This is a genomic window from Roseicyclus mahoneyensis, assembly GCF_003148775.1.
In the GTDB taxonomy this organism is placed as follows: domain Bacteria; phylum Pseudomonadota; class Alphaproteobacteria; order Rhodobacterales; family Rhodobacteraceae; genus Roseicyclus; species Roseicyclus mahoneyensis.
Window position 1 is genome coordinate 61,609 of sequence record NZ_QGGW01000003.1, and the last position, 13,331, is coordinate 74,939.

At 67.6% G+C, this 13,331-nt stretch carries 12 protein-coding genes; 3 read left to right on the plus strand and 9 right to left on the minus strand.

What is annotated here, in order from left to right:
• Window positions 1–48 precede the first annotated feature (48 nt).
• The gene (copM, locus tag C7455_RS07365) at window positions 49–432 is read left to right on the plus strand and encodes a CopM family metallochaperone (RefSeq protein ID WP_109666991.1); all 384 of its coding nucleotides are present in this window, start codon (window positions 49–51) and stop codon (window positions 430–432) included.
• 6 nt (window positions 433–438) lie between these two features.
• Here the strand turns inward: copM and C7455_RS07370 are convergent, their stop codons facing one another.
• On the minus strand, window positions 439–1,635 hold the full coding sequence (locus tag C7455_RS07370) for a pyridoxal-phosphate-dependent aminotransferase family protein (RefSeq protein WP_109666993.1): 1,197 nt from the start codon (window positions 1,633–1,635) through the stop codon (window positions 439–441).
• 154 nt (window positions 1,636–1,789) lie between these two features.
• On the opposite strand from C7455_RS07370, the gene ygfZ reads away from it, so the two are divergent.
• A complete protein-coding gene (gene ygfZ, locus C7455_RS07375; RefSeq protein ID WP_245904257.1) occupies window positions 1,790–2,518 on the plus strand; it encodes a CAF17-like 4Fe-4S cluster assembly/insertion protein YgfZ in 729 nt (242 codons plus the stop codon).
• A gap of 95 nt (window positions 2,519–2,613) precedes the next feature.
• Here ygfZ and C7455_RS07380 read toward each other — a convergent pair whose 3' ends face one another.
• Genes C7455_RS07380 through yghU form a run of 3 tightly spaced genes read right to left on the minus strand, consistent with a single transcriptional unit; the run spans window position 2,614 to window position 4,159 of the window.
• A complete protein-coding gene (locus tag C7455_RS07380; protein WP_109666995.1) occupies window positions 2,614–3,069 on the minus strand; it encodes a methylated-DNA--[protein]-cysteine S-methyltransferase in 456 nt (151 codons plus the stop codon).
• Window positions 3,066–3,266 carry a DUF3253 domain-containing protein gene (locus C7455_RS07385; RefSeq protein WP_245904274.1) on the minus strand — a complete coding sequence of 67 codons (201 nt, stop codon included), beginning with the start codon at window positions 3,264–3,266 and terminating at the stop codon, window positions 3,066–3,068. The genes C7455_RS07380 and C7455_RS07385 overlap by 4 nt, the downstream gene beginning before the upstream one ends.
• Before the next feature lie 29 nt (window positions 3,267–3,295).
• Window positions 3,296–4,159, minus strand: a complete 864-nt coding sequence (gene yghU / locus C7455_RS07390) for a glutathione-dependent disulfide-bond oxidoreductase (RefSeq protein WP_109666997.1) — start codon at window positions 4,157–4,159, stop codon at window positions 3,296–3,298.
• Window positions 4,160–4,291: 132 nt separating this feature from the next.
• Between yghU and lhpI the strand changes: the two genes are divergently transcribed.
• Window positions 4,292–6,001 carry a cis-3-hydroxy-L-proline dehydratase gene (gene lhpI, locus C7455_RS07395; protein ID WP_245904258.1) on the plus strand — a complete coding sequence of 570 codons (1,710 nt, stop codon included), beginning with the start codon at window positions 4,292–4,294 and terminating at the stop codon, window positions 5,999–6,001.
• Here lhpI and ileS read toward each other — a convergent pair.
• From ileS to C7455_RS07420, 5 genes are all read right to left on the minus strand, one after another.
• Window positions 5,998–8,994, minus strand: coding sequence for an isoleucine--tRNA ligase (gene ileS / locus C7455_RS07400; protein WP_109667001.1), 2,997 nt, complete (start codon window positions 8,992–8,994; stop codon window positions 5,998–6,000). The genes lhpI and ileS overlap by 4 nt on opposite strands.
• Window positions 8,995–9,170: 176 nt before the next feature.
• Window positions 9,171–9,884, minus strand: coding sequence for a VIT1/CCC1 transporter family protein (locus C7455_RS07405; protein ID WP_109667003.1), 714 nt, complete (start codon window positions 9,882–9,884; stop codon window positions 9,171–9,173).
• Window positions 9,885–9,928: 44 nt separating this feature from the next.
• Entirely contained in the window at window positions 9,929–10,873 is a 945-nt protein-coding gene (locus C7455_RS07410; protein ID WP_109667527.1) for a DMT family transporter, read from the minus strand.
• Between the two features lie 31 nt (window positions 10,874–10,904).
• On the minus strand, window positions 10,905–11,687 hold the full coding sequence (locus C7455_RS07415) for a gamma-glutamylcyclotransferase (RefSeq protein ID WP_170119023.1): 783 nt from the start codon (window positions 11,685–11,687) through the stop codon (window positions 10,905–10,907).
• A gap of 17 nt (window positions 11,688–11,704) precedes the next feature.
• Window positions 11,705–13,330 (minus strand): FAD-dependent oxidoreductase, encoded by a 1,626-nt coding sequence (locus C7455_RS07420; protein WP_109667007.1) that lies wholly within the window; start codon window positions 13,328–13,330, stop codon window positions 11,705–11,707.
• Between the last annotated feature and the right edge of the window lies 1 nt (window position 13,331).

A 13,331-nucleotide genomic window follows, 5' to 3' on the forward strand; every position in this document is an offset into this window, starting at 1 on the left:
CGCTGGAACCCCCGAAGGGCGGAGCCACCGCAACAGGAGAGACCGATCATGACCCGCACCGCCATCCTTGCCCTTGCCACGCTTGCCGCCGCCGGTCTGGCCGGGGCCGTCGCTTTGGCGCAGATGGATCACTCGGCCCATGGCGGGCATGGCGGTCACGGGGTCAGCACCTCGACCGGCCCGGCCGAGGATGCCTATCGCGCCGTCAACGACACCATGCATATGGACATGGACATCACCTATACGGGCGACGCGGATACCGATTTCATCCGCGGCATGATCCCCCACCACGAAGGCGCCGTCGCCATGGCCCGCGTGGTGCTGGAGCATGGCGAGGACCCCGAGGTCCGCGCCTTGGCCGAAGAGATCATCGCCGCGCAAGAGACAGAGATCGCCTTCATGCGCGACTGGCTGGCGCGCAACGGCTATTGAGCCGCCTCAGCCCTCGGCGATCACGTTGATCGCCGCCTCAAGGCCGGTCGGCCCATGCGGGATCTGCATCGCGGCCATGCCGGCCTGAAGGTTCGCCAACAGGCCCAGCACCATATGGGCATTCACATGCCCCATGTGGCCGATCCTCAGGTAATCCTCTTTCCGGCCGCCGGCCCCCTCGACGCCACCCAGCGGGATGCCCAGCGTCACGCCCGCATTGGCCGTCATCCAGTCCCGCAGGCGCTGGCCGTTGCCCTCGCCGAAATTCACCGTGGTCACCGCATGGCTGCGCTTTTGCTCGGCGGCGATATTGGGACGTGTGGGGCCTGCTTGCCCCCAGACCTCGACCGCGGCCCAGACCGCGCGCGCAAGCGTGGCATGCCGCGCCCAGACATTTTCCAGCCCCTCTTCCTTGATCATGTCAAGCGCGGTGCGCAGGCCGAACAGGTGATGGGTCGGCGCGGTGCCGTTGAAATAGCGGTAATATTCATCGGGTGCCGACCGCGGCCGCCAATCCCAATAGGGCGTGACCAGATTGGCCTTTGCGCGGGCCTCATCTGCCTTGTCGTTGAAGAACACGAAGGCCATGCCGGGCGGCGTCATCAGGCCCTTCTGGCTGCCCGTAACCATCACGTCGACGCCCCAGTCATCCATGTGGAACTCATCGCAGGCAAGGCAGGCGATATTGTCCGAGAACAGCAGCGCCGGGTGCCCGGCGGCGTCCAGCGTCTGGCGCAGGGCGGGAATGTCGTTCCTGACGCTGGTCGAGGTGTCGACCTGCACGGCCAGAACCGCCTTGATCTTGTGCGCTGTGTCGGCTGCCAGCGCCGCGGCCACCTGCTCCATGTCGATGTCGGACCGCTGCCCGAAATCGATGATCTGGCAGTCGATGCCCATGGCCTTGGCCATTTCGCCCCAGCCAAGGCAGAACCGCCCTGTGCCAAGGATCAAGATCGTGTCGCCGCGCGACAGCGTGTTGACCAATGCCGCTTCCCACGCGCCATGGCCGTTGGCGATGTACATGGCGACATGGTGTTTCGTGCGCGCGATTGCCTTGAGGTCGGGGACAAGGCTGTGGGTCAACTCGACCATCTCGCCAGTGTAGATATTGGGGGCGGGGCGATGCATGGCTTGCAGCACACGGTCGGGCATGACCGAGGGGCCGGGGATTGCAAGATAGTGGCGGCCATTGGCAAGGCTCATGTCGGGCTTCCTTTTTCGCGGACATCATAGCGGTAAAGCGCGCGTCAGGCAGGGTCAATCACCGCACGTGCTTGGCGCGGGTCGCAGAGATGATTAGCTGTGAGATCACAGTTCAGCGGAGGTGATGATGCCGGGAGAACGGGCAACAGATCGCATGGTCCTCAGGATTGCGGGGGCGGACCGGGACAAATTCCTGCACGGTCTGGTCACACGTGACGTGGGCGCGGCGGGCAGCGGGCTGGTTTATTCCGCGCTTTTGACGCCGCAGGGCAAATATCTGGCCGATTTCTTCTTGCTGAACCGGCGCGAGGATATCTTGCTCGACGTCAAGGCAGATTTCGGCCCCAAGCTGGCGCAGCGGCTGGCAATGTACCGGTTGCGTGCGGATGTCGTGATCGAGGACAGCGGGCTGTCGGTCGTGCGCGGCCTTGGGCCTGCGCCGGAGGGGTGTGTCGCCGATCCGCGTGACCCGACCCTTGGCTGGCGCGGCTACGGGATGGAGGGGGACGACCCGGTCGTGGATTGGGACGCGCTGCGCGTGGCGGCCTGCATCCCGGAGACGGGCGTCGAGTTGATCCCGGATGACAGCTACATCCTCGAGGCGGGGTTCGACCGGCTGTCGGGCGTCGATCACCGCAAGGGCTGCTATGTCGGCCAGGAGGTGACGGCGCGGATGAAGCACAAGACGGAATTGCGCAAGGGGCTGGAGACGGTTGACGTTGAGGGAACCGCGCCGGTGGGAACGCCCATCATGGCGGGCGAGCGCGAGGCGGGCGTGCTATATACGCAGGCGGGCGGGCGCGGCATCGCTTATCTGCGGTTCGACCGTGCGGCGGGCGAGATGCAGGCGGGCGATGCAAAAGTGAAATGGACCCCGGCCTGAGCCTGTGGGCAAGCCTGTGAGTTGATCGGCTTTTTTTGAGGCGGGCGACTTCCGTTAGGTGAACGGGCGGAAAAACCGCCGTTTTCCGGCGGTGGTCAGATCAGCAGCCCCGCCGCGCCTTCGTGGCGCAGAAGCCAGACCTTGGCCTCCACCCCGCCCGGCGCGCTGAAGCCGCCAAGACCCGTAGCCGACAGAACCCGGTGACAGGGGATCAGGATCGGCAGCGGGTTGGCGCCGCAGGCCTGACCGATGGCCTGCGCGGGCGCCCCGAGAATTTTGGACAGATCGCCATAGGTGCGCGTCTCGCCAAAGGGGATGTCCCCAAGCGCGGCCAGAACCGCGGCCTGCAGCCCGGTGCGACCATGGGCCAGCGGCAGGTCGAACCCCGCCGCCGTTCCGCCGAAATAGGCGGACAGTTGCGCCAATGCCGTGATCAGCAGCGGATCATCCGGCGCGCGCCCCGCCTCGCCCCAGCCGCTCGCGGTGATGGACGCGCCCTGCGCCTCGACCCAGACCGGGCCGAGCGGGGTGTCGAGTGCTGCGCGCGTCATGGCGCGAGCCGCAGCCGGATCGGACCGCGCGCGGTCATGGGGTCGACCGGCGCGCCCTTTTGCGTGGCCACAAGCGGCAGGCCTGCCGCCACGCGGCGCACCTCGGGCATCAAGGGGCGCCAGTCGTCCGAGAGCGCGCGGGCGGCCTCGCTCGGGCAGAACGAGGCCCCGGCGCCCCGCTGCTGGGCAAGGTCCATCAGCGCGTCGGCGATGGCCGTGTCCGCGATCACTCGGCCGCCTTCACCTTGTCTTGGGTCTTGGTGTCGAAATCCGAGGCGTCGTGGCGTTCCCAAAGCTGCATTTCGGGCGGGCCGTAGGTGCGGTTGACCATGCGCCCGCGCTGGACAGCGGGGCGGGCAAAGAAGCGTTCGGCCCAGGCGATGACGTTGGGGTATTCGTGGACGGAGAGGAACTCGCCCGCCTCATAGGCCTCGCCCAGGGCCAGCCGCCCATACCAGGGGCAGATCGCCATGTCGGCGATGGTGAACTGGTCGCCGACCATCCAAGTGCGTCCCTCCAGATGGCGGTTCAGGACATCCATCTGGCGCTTGGCCTCCATCGCGAAGCGGTTGATCGGGTATTCCATCGGGTAGGGGGCATAGGCGTAGAAATGGCCGAAGCCGCCGCCGAGGTAGGGGGCGGAACCCATCTGCCACATGACCCAAGACAGAAGCTCGGGCCGGTCTTCGGGCCGTCCGAGGAAAGCGTCGAATTTCTCGGCCAGATGCATCAGGATCGCGGCGGATTCGAACACGCGGACGGGGCTGTCGCCCGAGCGGTCGACAAGCGCGGGGATCTTGGAGTTGGGGTTGATCTCGACAAAGCCGGACCCGAACTGGTTACCATCGCCAATGCGGATGAGCCATGCGTCGTACTCGGCGGCATGGCCCGCGGCGAGCAACTCCTCGAACATCACCGTGACCTTCACCCCGTTGGGGGTGGCAAGGCTGTAAAGCTGGAACGGGTGCTTGCCGACCGGCAAATCCTTCTCATGGGTGGCGCCAGCGATGGGACGGTTCAGGCCGGCCCATTTGCCGCCGTTCTCCTTGTCCCAGATCCAGACTTTGGGGGGGGTATAGCTCTCGGTCATCGCGGTGGGGTCCCTGTTCGGTGCACGGTCATCTTTGACCAAGACATAGGCCCCGAACGCCGATTCCCCAACAGCCGCTCTTGCACAGGCCCCGTGCACAGGTCAGCGTGCAGCGGGGCGCCCGGGGGCGCGATGCCGCAGCACCTTGGGGACGCCATGCAGACCATCGACCGGATCATCCTGACCGCGCAGGCCGCGGGCGAGGTCATCGCCTTTGACGAAGGCATCAGTTTCTGGGGCGGGGTCGATCCCGACACGGGTCGCGTGATCGACGCGCATCACCCCGCCCATGGCGAGGGTCTGGCCGGGCGGATCGTGCTGATGCCCACCAGCCGGGGGTCGTGTTCGGGCAGCGGGGTGCTGCTGCAGCTGGCGCTGTCGGGGCATGCACCCGCAGCGCTGGTGTTCCGCGAGGCGGAGGAGGTTCTGACGCTGGGCGCGCTGATCGCGGCGCGGATGTTCGACCGGCCGCTGGCGGTGCTGCGGCTGTCTGCGGCGAGCTATGCGGCGCTGGCGGGTGAAAGCCATGCCGAGATCGCGGGTGACCGTCTGCGGGCAGGGACGCTCGACCTGCCGCTCATGCCGGTGACGCCGGGCGATCTGGCGCTGGATGCAGGCGATCTTGCGCGATCGGAGGGGGCTGCGGGCCGGGCGGTGCAACTGGCGCAAGAGGTGCTGGGGACGATGGCCGCCGTGCAAGGCGCCACGCGGCTGATCGACGTCACGCGTGGCCATATCGACGGCTGCATCCTCGCCCATGACGCCAACCTGATCTTCGCCGAAGCCATGGCCGAGATGGGGGCGCAGGTCGCCATCCCCACCACGATCAACGCCATCTCGGTCGACCGGCAGGGCTGGCGCGACCGCGGCGTTCCGCCCGTGTTCGGCAACAAGGCGAGCCGGCTGGCGGACGCCTATGTACGGATGGGCGTCGCGCCCACCTTTACCTGTGCACCCTACCAAGGCGTTTCGGTGCCCGCGCAAGGCGAGGTCATCGGCTGGTCGGAATCGAATGCCGTGATCTATGCCAATTCGGTGCTGGGCGCGCGCACGGCCAAGCACCCCGATTACCTTGATCTCTTCATCGCCATGACAGGCCGCGCTCCGGAAACCGGCGTCTACCTTGACGCCAACCGGGTGGCCGAGGTGGTGATCGAGGTCGACGCGCCCGATGGCGCCGATGACGCGCTCTGGCCGCTGCTGGGCTGGTTGGCGGGGCGGCTGGCGCCCGATCGGGTGCCGGTGTTGCAGGGGGTGGCCGGGCTGTCGCCCTCGCCCGATGATCTGAGGGCGGTCTGTGCCGCCTTTGGCACAACCTCGGCCTCGGCGCTGTTGCATGTGGCGGGCGTGACGCCCGAGGGCGATGCTCCGCCCCGACCCGGCGCGCCGGTTCTGCAGATCACGCGGGGAGATATCGCGGCGGCCTGGGCCGAGTTCAACCAGGGCCCCGAGGCGGTGGAGCTGATCGCCATCGGCAGCCCGCATGCGGCGCTGTCGGAATTGCGGGCGTTCGATGCCGCACTGGCGGGCCGGTCCTGCGCGCCGGGTGTCGCTGCGATCCTGACGGTCGGGCGCGACGTGCTGGAGGGGGCGCGGGCCGATGGATTGCTCGCCCGGCTGGAGGGGGCGGGGGTGCAGGTCATCCCGGACCTGTGCTGGTGTTCGATCACCGAGCCGGTGTTTCCGCCCGGGGCACGCACGCTGATGACCAATTCCGGCAAATACGCGCATTACGCGCCGGGCCTCAGCGCGCGGGCGGTGCGGTTCGGGGGGATTGCCGCTTGTGCCGAGGCGGCGGTGACGGGCCGCGCGCAAGCCGCGCCGCCCGTCTGGTTGGCTTAGCCTAGCGCCGCGTCGCAGCGGGCGCAGACGCCCGGATGGGCGTGGCTGCCTACATCGGGCAGGATCTGCCAGCAGCGCTGGCATTTCTCGCCCTCGGCCTTGTGGAAGACCACTCCGATGGAAGGGTCGTCGAGGCGGAAGGCATCGTCCTGCGGCTCGCCCTGCATCACGCTCAGGCCGCTGGTGATGCACAGATCGGCCATGTCGGTGGCCTTGATTGTGGCGGCAAGCGCGGGGTCGGCGATCTGGACCAGCGGAGCGGCTTCGAGCGATGCACCGATGATCTTGTCGCGGCGCTGCACCTCAAGGGCTGCCGTGACGATGCGGCGGACGCGGCGGATCTCGGCCCATTTCGAAGCGAGCGCTTCATCACGCCAAGCCTCTGGCGTTTCGGGGAAATCCTGCAAGTGGACGCTGGAGGTGTCGCCCGGGTGCCGTTCCAGCCAGACCTCTTCCATGGTGAAGACCAGCACCGGGGCAAGCCACGTGGTCAGCCGCTCGAACAGCATCTCCAGCACGGTGCGGGCGGCGCGCCTGCGGGGCGTGTCGCCGTCGCAATAGAGCGCGTCCTTGCGGATGTCGAAGTAGAAGGCCGAGAGGTCCGTGGTGGCGAAATTGAACAGCGCCTGGAATACGCCCTGGAAGTCGTAGGCCGCGTAGCCCTTGCGCACGGTCTCATCGAGTTCCGACAGCCGGTGCAGCACCCAGCGTTCCAGCTCCGGCATGTCGGCAGGGTCCACGCGATCCGCCGCCGTCACATCGCCAAGCGAGCCGAGCAGGAAGCGCATGGTGTTGCGCAAGCGGCGGTAGCTGTCGGCGACGCCCTTGAGGATTTCCGGCCCGATCCGCAGGTCGGCGGTGTAGTCGGATTGCGCCACCCAAAGCCGCAGGATGTCGGCGCCGTATTGGTCGATGACCTCCTGCGGGGCGACGGTGTTGCCGATGGACTTGGACATCTTCATGCCCTTCTCGTCCAGCGTGAAGCCGTGGGTCAGAACCCCCCGGTAGGGCGCGCGCCCGATGGTGCCGCAGGCCTGCAGCATGGAGGAATGGAACCAGCCGCGATGCTGGTCGGTGCCTTCCAGATACAGGTCGGCGATGCCGTCCTCGGACCCGTCCTCGCGGTCGCGGAGGACGAAGGCGTGGGTGGAGCCGCTGTCGAACCAGACGTCGAGGATGTCGAAAACCTGATCGTAGGCGTCCGCGTCGTGCAGGCCGTCAAGGAACCGCGCCTTGGCGTCGGGCTTGTACCAGGCATCCGCCCCTTCGGCCTCGAACGCGTCGAGGATGCGGGCGTTCACGGACGCGTCGCGCAGCAGGTAGTCGGGGTCGGAGGGCGCCGCGCCCTTTTTCGTGAAGCAGGTCAGCGGCACGCCCCAGGCGCGCTGGCGCGACAACACCCAGTCGGGCCGCGCCTCGATCATCGAATAGAGCCGGTTGCGCCCGGTCTTGGGCGTCCAGTCCACCAGCTGGTCGATGGAGGTCAGCGCGCGGCTGCGGATCGTCTCGCCATAGGTGTCCATGCCGTCGCCAAGCGGCTTGTCGATCGCGGCGAACCATTGCGGGCGGTTGAGGCGGATGACCGGGGCCTTGGACCGCCAGCTGTGCGCGTCAGAGATGGTGATGCGCTTGCGGGCCAAGAGCTTGCCAAGCTCGACCAGCTTGTCGATGACGACCTTGTTGGCAGTGCCGGGCTTGCCGTTGGGGCGGATGATCTGTTCGCCGGCAAAGAAGGGCAGGTCGGCGCGGAAGGAGCTGTCGTCGAGGATGTTCCACGTCATTTCCAGCCCGTGCTTGCGCCCGATCTCGAAATCATCGTCGCCGTGGCTGGGGGCGGTGTGGACAAAGCCGGTGCCCGCGTCATCGGTGACATGGTCGCCGGGGAAGAGGGGGACGGGGTAGTCCCAACGATTTGCTTCTGGTTCCGACAGATCGACCGCACCCCTCAGCGGGTGGGCACAGGTCAGCGACGCCAGTTCCTCGGCCGTCACGTCGCGCAGGCGGCGGTGCATCGACGGCTCCAACCGCATGGCGGCCAGCGCCTCTGGAGCGAGTCTATCCGCGATCAGGTAGCGGTGGCCGATGGTGACCCAGCTTTCCTGCGGACGGCCAATGACTTCGTAGAGGCCATAGGAGATGTCTGGGCCGAAGCAGATCGCGCGGTTCTGCGGCAGGGTCCAGGGGGTCGTGGTCCAGATGATGATCTTGACACCCTGATACGACGGCCAATGGGGGTCGACGGGGGTTGCTTGCTCGTCGGGCAGCAGTGGGATGGTTTCGCCGACTGCTCGAAAGCCAATCTGCGCGCGGCGACCAACGACCTCAAACGGCACCCAGACCGCATCCGTCTGGCGGTCGTGATACTCCACCTCCGCCTCGGCGAGTGCTGTCTTCTCAACCGGCGACCACATCACGGGTTTTGACCCTTGATAGAGCGCACCGTTCATCAGGAATTTCTGGAATTCCTCGGCGATCACGCGCTCGGCGTGGAAATCCATGGTCAGGTAGGGCTTGTCCCATGTTCCGGTGATGCCCAGCCGCTTGAACTCCTCGCGCTGGACGTCGATCCAGCCTTCGGCAAAGCGACGGCATTCCTGCCGGAAGTCGACCACATCGACCTTGTCCTTGTCCTGCCCGCGGCCACGATAGGCTTCCTCGATCTTCCATTCGATGGGCAGGCCGTGGCAATCCCAGCCGGGGATGTAGCGGGCATCGCGGCCCGACATCTGCTGGGACCGCACGACCATGTCCTTGAGGATCTTGTTCAGCGCATGCCCGATGTGGAGGTTGCCGTTGGCGTAGGGGGGGCCGTCGTGCAGGGTGAAGGGCTTGCGCCCCTCTGCCTTCTCGCGCAGCCGCTCATAAACGCCGATCTCCGCCCAGCGGGCCAGCCAGCCCGGTTCGCGCTGGGGCAGGCCTGCGCGCATCGGAAACTCTGTCTCGGGCAGGTTCAGCGTGTCTTTGTAGTCAACAGCGGGGGTATCGGCGCACATCGGGGCGCTCCTCGTCAAACGGGTCGAATCGGGGAATAGTGGGGGCGGTGCGATAGCTCAAGCACCTATGTCCCGGCGGCTCAGGTCTCAGAGCGCCGGGCGGCTAATTCGAATGACGATGGCAGGGCGGAGTGTCATGCGCGTCGGTATAGGCCGCGTGCCCGGCTGCGTAAAGATCAATGCGCAAAGAGCGATCCGACGCCGTAAGCCACGCCCGCCGCCACCCCGCCGATGGCCAGCGTTTCCAGCCCCGAGCGCCACCAAGGCGTTTCCGACCACAGGCTTTTGCCGGCCCCGATGGCAAAGAAGACGCACAGTGTCATGCCGGCGGCCAGCGCGAAGGCATCGGTGAGTCCCAGCACGAAGGGCGCAAGCGGCACGGACCCCGCGACGATAAAGGCCCCGAAGGTGGCGAGCGCCGCCCGCATCGGGTGCGGCTCGACCGGCGCAAGGCCGTATTCATCGGTGAGCATGAGGGTGACAGCCGCCTCGCTGTCGGCGCAGATCTGGTCTGTCGCGGCCTCGAGCACATCACCGCTCAGGCCCTTGAGGCGCAGGATTTCCCGGATCTCGCGCCGCTCGCCCGTGGGGTTCTGGGCGAGGTGGCGGCGTTCCACGCTGGCAAGGCGGCGGATATCGTCACTCTCGGCCTTGGTGCCGGAATAATTGCCCGCCGCCATGGAGAAGCCGTCAGCCAGCAGGTTGGCAAGGCCAAGCGCAATGATGATGCCGGTGGACAGGCCCGCACCCGCGACACCCGCGACGATGGCGAAGGTCGTCACCGCGCCGTCGATCGCGCCATAGATCATGTCGCGCAGGTAGCCGCGGCCCGCAGGCGCGCCGATGCGGGTTTCGACCTCTGCCTGGCTGTGACCATGTTCGCTGGGCATGGCACCACGCTAGGGCAGGGCATCGTCCCCGGCCTTGCGCTGGATCAACCCGCCGGAGGCGCGGGGGTTGCCACGCGCGCCGCCGCCCGGCTGAGGTTGCGCTCGCGGACCACGATGTAGAGGCCCGAGGCGATGGTCACGGCAATGCCGATCAAGGCCAGCCCGTTGGGAAATTCACCGAAGATCGCCAGCCCGACGACGGCCGCCACCGGGATTTCCAAGTATTGCATCGGCGCGAGCGTGGCCGAGGGCGCAAAGCGCAGCGACCATGTCATCAGCAGGTGCCCCAGCGTCCCCGTGATACCCAGTGCCACCAGCAACCACAGCGCGCCCGCATCGGGCGGGGGGGTCCAGCCGATCAGGGGCGGGGTGCCGCCGAGCTCGGGCAACAGCAGCAGCGGCACGAGGATCGGCAGGCCAAGGATGCCGCCCAACCCCTGCAGGGCGATCGGGTCGATTTCCTTGGCGATCTGCCGCGTCACCAGCATGAAGAAGGCGAAGATCACAGCAACCGCCAGCGGCAGCAGCGCGGGCCAGCCCACGGCGGCGAAACTGGGCTGGACCACCATCATGGTCCCGACAAAGCCTACCGCGCAGGCGGCCAGACGGCGCGGCCCCACCTCCTCGTGCAAGATGTAGCGGCCCAAGATCAGCATGATGAAGGGCATGACGAAGGCGATGGCCACCGCATCGGCCAGCGGCAGGAACCGCAGCGCGCTGAACATCAGGGATATCCCGCCGATCTGCAGCAAGGTCCGCACCAGCGCCAGCCGCACCACGCGGGCCGAGGGAAAGATCACCGCGCCGCGCGCCAGTGCCAGCGGCAACAACAGCCCCGCCTGCGCGACAAAGCGGATGATGATCAGCTGCAACAGCGGGAACACGCCCCCCAGCAGCTTGGCCAGCGCGTCGGAAAACGGGATCAGCACGCAAAACCCCAGCATCAGCAAGATGCCAAGAAGCGGGCGGTCGGCGTGGCTCTGTGTCATGGCCCCGTTCTGCCCCGGCGGGGCGGGATTGTCACGGGGGCGGTAGACCCGCCCCGGCGCGCCAGGCCCGCACGGCAGCCAGCAGGTCGCTGGCATCGGGGTCGTCGATGCCCACCTCGGCCAGATGCTCGACCGTGCTCTGAAGGTAGTCGAAGCTGGTGCCCAGAAACCCCGCGCCGGTGGCGGCAAAGCGGATCTGGTCCTCGCGGCTGATGTCGGCCTGCATCAGCGGGTCGTCATGGTCGGCGATGAAGCTCAGCGCGCGGACCTCTTGCCCGTCAAGGACGACAGGAATGAACCGCGCGTGATAGCCCGGCCCGATCATCTCGCGGCGAAACAGGATTTCCGTCTCGGCCTCGACCTTGTGCTCGGCGATGCGAAACACCAGCCCGTCGCAACCCGGCCCCTCGTCCAGCGCCGCCATCAGCCCCGGCGCGTTCGCGGTGCCGCGCGCGCCCAGCCTGTCCACAAGGATGAAGCGGCGCGCATGGCAAGGCGCATGGGCGCGGCGGATCTCGGTGAAATCCAGCGCCGGGTCCCAGATCAGCGAGCCATAGGCAAAGATCAGCAGGTCGCCTTGATGACCCTCCAGCGCCTCGGCCCTCAGCGCCTCGCGCCATGCGTCGGAGTGAAAGGGGAATGCCTCCGCGATCCCCGTCTGCGCCAGTGTGGCGCGCACGGCCTCGCTGGTGATGGTGCGGAAATAAGACGTGGCGAAGGGTTTGACCTTGCCGCGCAGGCCGGGGTGATGACGGAACGGATCGGGCGACAGGGGCATGCCACAGGCTATGCCCTGTTCCCCGGGCGATGTCACCCGCCAAGGCCTGCCACTCATTCGGGTGGGTTCAGATGCCCCCAGACCTCGCTGATCACGACGGAGCCTTCGCCGACGGCGCTTGCCACCCGCTTGACCGACCCGGCGCGCACATCGCCCACGGCATAGATGCCGGGTTGCGAGGTCGCATAGGCCGACCGCGCGCCAGCGGCGGGCCCGGTCAGCACGAAGCCCTTGTCGTCCAGTGCGACATGGCCCGACAGCCAGCTCGTGTTGGGCGCTGCCCCCACCATGACAAAGACCGCAGGCGTCTCCAGCCGCCGCTCGGCGGGCTGTGCGCCATCGGTGCGGATCGTGACGGCCTCCAGCGTGCCGTCTCCGTGCAGGGCGGTCATGCGCGTGCCGTAATGCACGGTGATGCGCGGATGCGCCTCGATCCGGTCCGACAGATAGCGCGACATGGAGGCCGCCAGCGAGGGCCCGCGCACCAGCACATGCACATGGCGCGCGGTCCGCGCCAGAAACATCGCCGCCTGCCCGGCGGAATTGCCGCCGCCGATCACCGCGACCTCGGCGTCGCGGCACCAGCGCGCCTCCACATCCGTCGCGGCATAGTAGATGCCCGCGCTCTCGAAGTCCTCCAGCCGGTCCAGCGGCAGACGCCGGTACTGCACGCCGGTGGCAACGACCAGCGCGCGCGCGCTGGTCTCGGAGCCATCGTCGAGCGTGACGCAAAACGTGCCATCATCGCGCAGCGCCAGACCGCTTGCCCGGCGCGGCACGGCAAAGCGGGTGCCGAACTTCATCGCCTGCACCTCGCCCCGCCAGCACAGATCGGCCCCCGAGATGCCGGTGGGAAAGCCCATGTAATTCTCGATCCGGCTCGAGGTTCCGGCCTGCCCGCCGATCGCCAGATCCTCCAGCACCAGCGCCGCTAGCCCTTCGGACCCGGCATAGACGGCCGCCGCTACCCCGGCCGGGCCGCCGCCCACGATCAGCACGTCATGCACCTCCTCCGCGTCAAAGGTCAGGTCCAGCCCCAGACGTGCCGCCAGCTTGCGCGGCGTGGGGTCCGCGATCACCTCGCCCTTTCCGAAAATGACCGCCGGGCGCACGCCCCCAAGCGCGCATTGACCTGCGACCACCTCCGCCTCGTGTTCGTCGAGCGTGAGGGACCGGTAGGGGATGCGGTTGCGCCCGGCGAAACTGGCGATCTCGCGGATCGTGCGGTCGGCCTCGGCCCCGATCAGCGTCAGGCTCGCCTCGCCGCTTTCCAGCAAGCGCCGCCGCCGCGCCGCCAGCACGGTGATGATGATGTCCGACATCTCCGGCATCCGCGCCATCAGCGCCAGCATCGCCGCGCGCGGCACGCACAACAGCCGCGTAGGGCTGACCGCGCGCGCGCCGAACTGCAGCGCGCTGCCCGACAGAAAGGAGATATCGCCAAAGAACTGCCCCGGTCCCAGCGTCGCACCCCCGTAGCGCGCGCCGGTGCGGGCATCGACCGCCTCAAGCTCGCCGTCCAGCACATGGCAGAGCCGGTCCTGCACATCACCCGCGTGATAGAGGAATGCGCCCGCCGCGATCACCTCCTCGGTGCCAAGGCGGCGCATCGCCTCGATGTGGTCAGGGTGTAGCGGCGTGCGCACCATCGTGCGCAGGTCTGCGGCCAGCGATTCCATT

Coding starts and splice junctions, on each gene's coding strand:
- copM (WP_109666991.1), top strand. CDS start 49: ATGACCCGCACCGCCATCCTTGCCCTTGCCACGCTTGCCGCCGCCGGT.
- C7455_RS07370 (WP_109666993.1), bottom strand. CDS start 1,635: ATGAGCCTTGCCAATGGCCGCCACTATCTTGCAATCCCCGGCCCCTCG.
- ygfZ (WP_245904257.1), top strand. CDS start 1,790: ATGGTCCTCAGGATTGCGGGGGCGGACCGGGACAAATTCCTGCACGGT.
- C7455_RS07380 (WP_109666995.1), bottom strand. CDS start 3,069: ATGACGCGCGCAGCACTCGACACCCCGCTCGGCCCGGTCTGGGTCGAG.
- C7455_RS07385 (WP_245904274.1), bottom strand. CDS start 3,266: ATGGACCTTGCCCAGCAGCGGGGCGCCGGGGCCTCGTTCTGCCCGAGC.
- yghU (WP_109666997.1), bottom strand. CDS start 4,159: ATGACCGAGAGCTATACCCCCCCCAAAGTCTGGATCTGGGACAAGGAG.
- lhpI (WP_245904258.1), top strand. CDS start 4,292: ATGCCGCAGCACCTTGGGGACGCCATGCAGACCATCGACCGGATCATC.
- ileS (WP_109667001.1), bottom strand. CDS start 8,994: ATGTGCGCCGATACCCCCGCTGTTGACTACAAAGACACGCTGAACCTG.
- C7455_RS07405 (WP_109667003.1), bottom strand. CDS start 9,884: ATGCCCAGCGAACATGGTCACAGCCAGGCAGAGGTCGAAACCCGCATC.
- C7455_RS07410 (WP_109667527.1), bottom strand. CDS start 10,873: ATGACACAGAGCCACGCCGACCGCCCGCTTCTTGGCATCTTGCTGATG.
- C7455_RS07420 (WP_109667007.1), bottom strand. CDS start 13,330: ATGGAATCGCTGGCCGCAGACCTGCGCACGATGGTGCGCACGCCGCTA.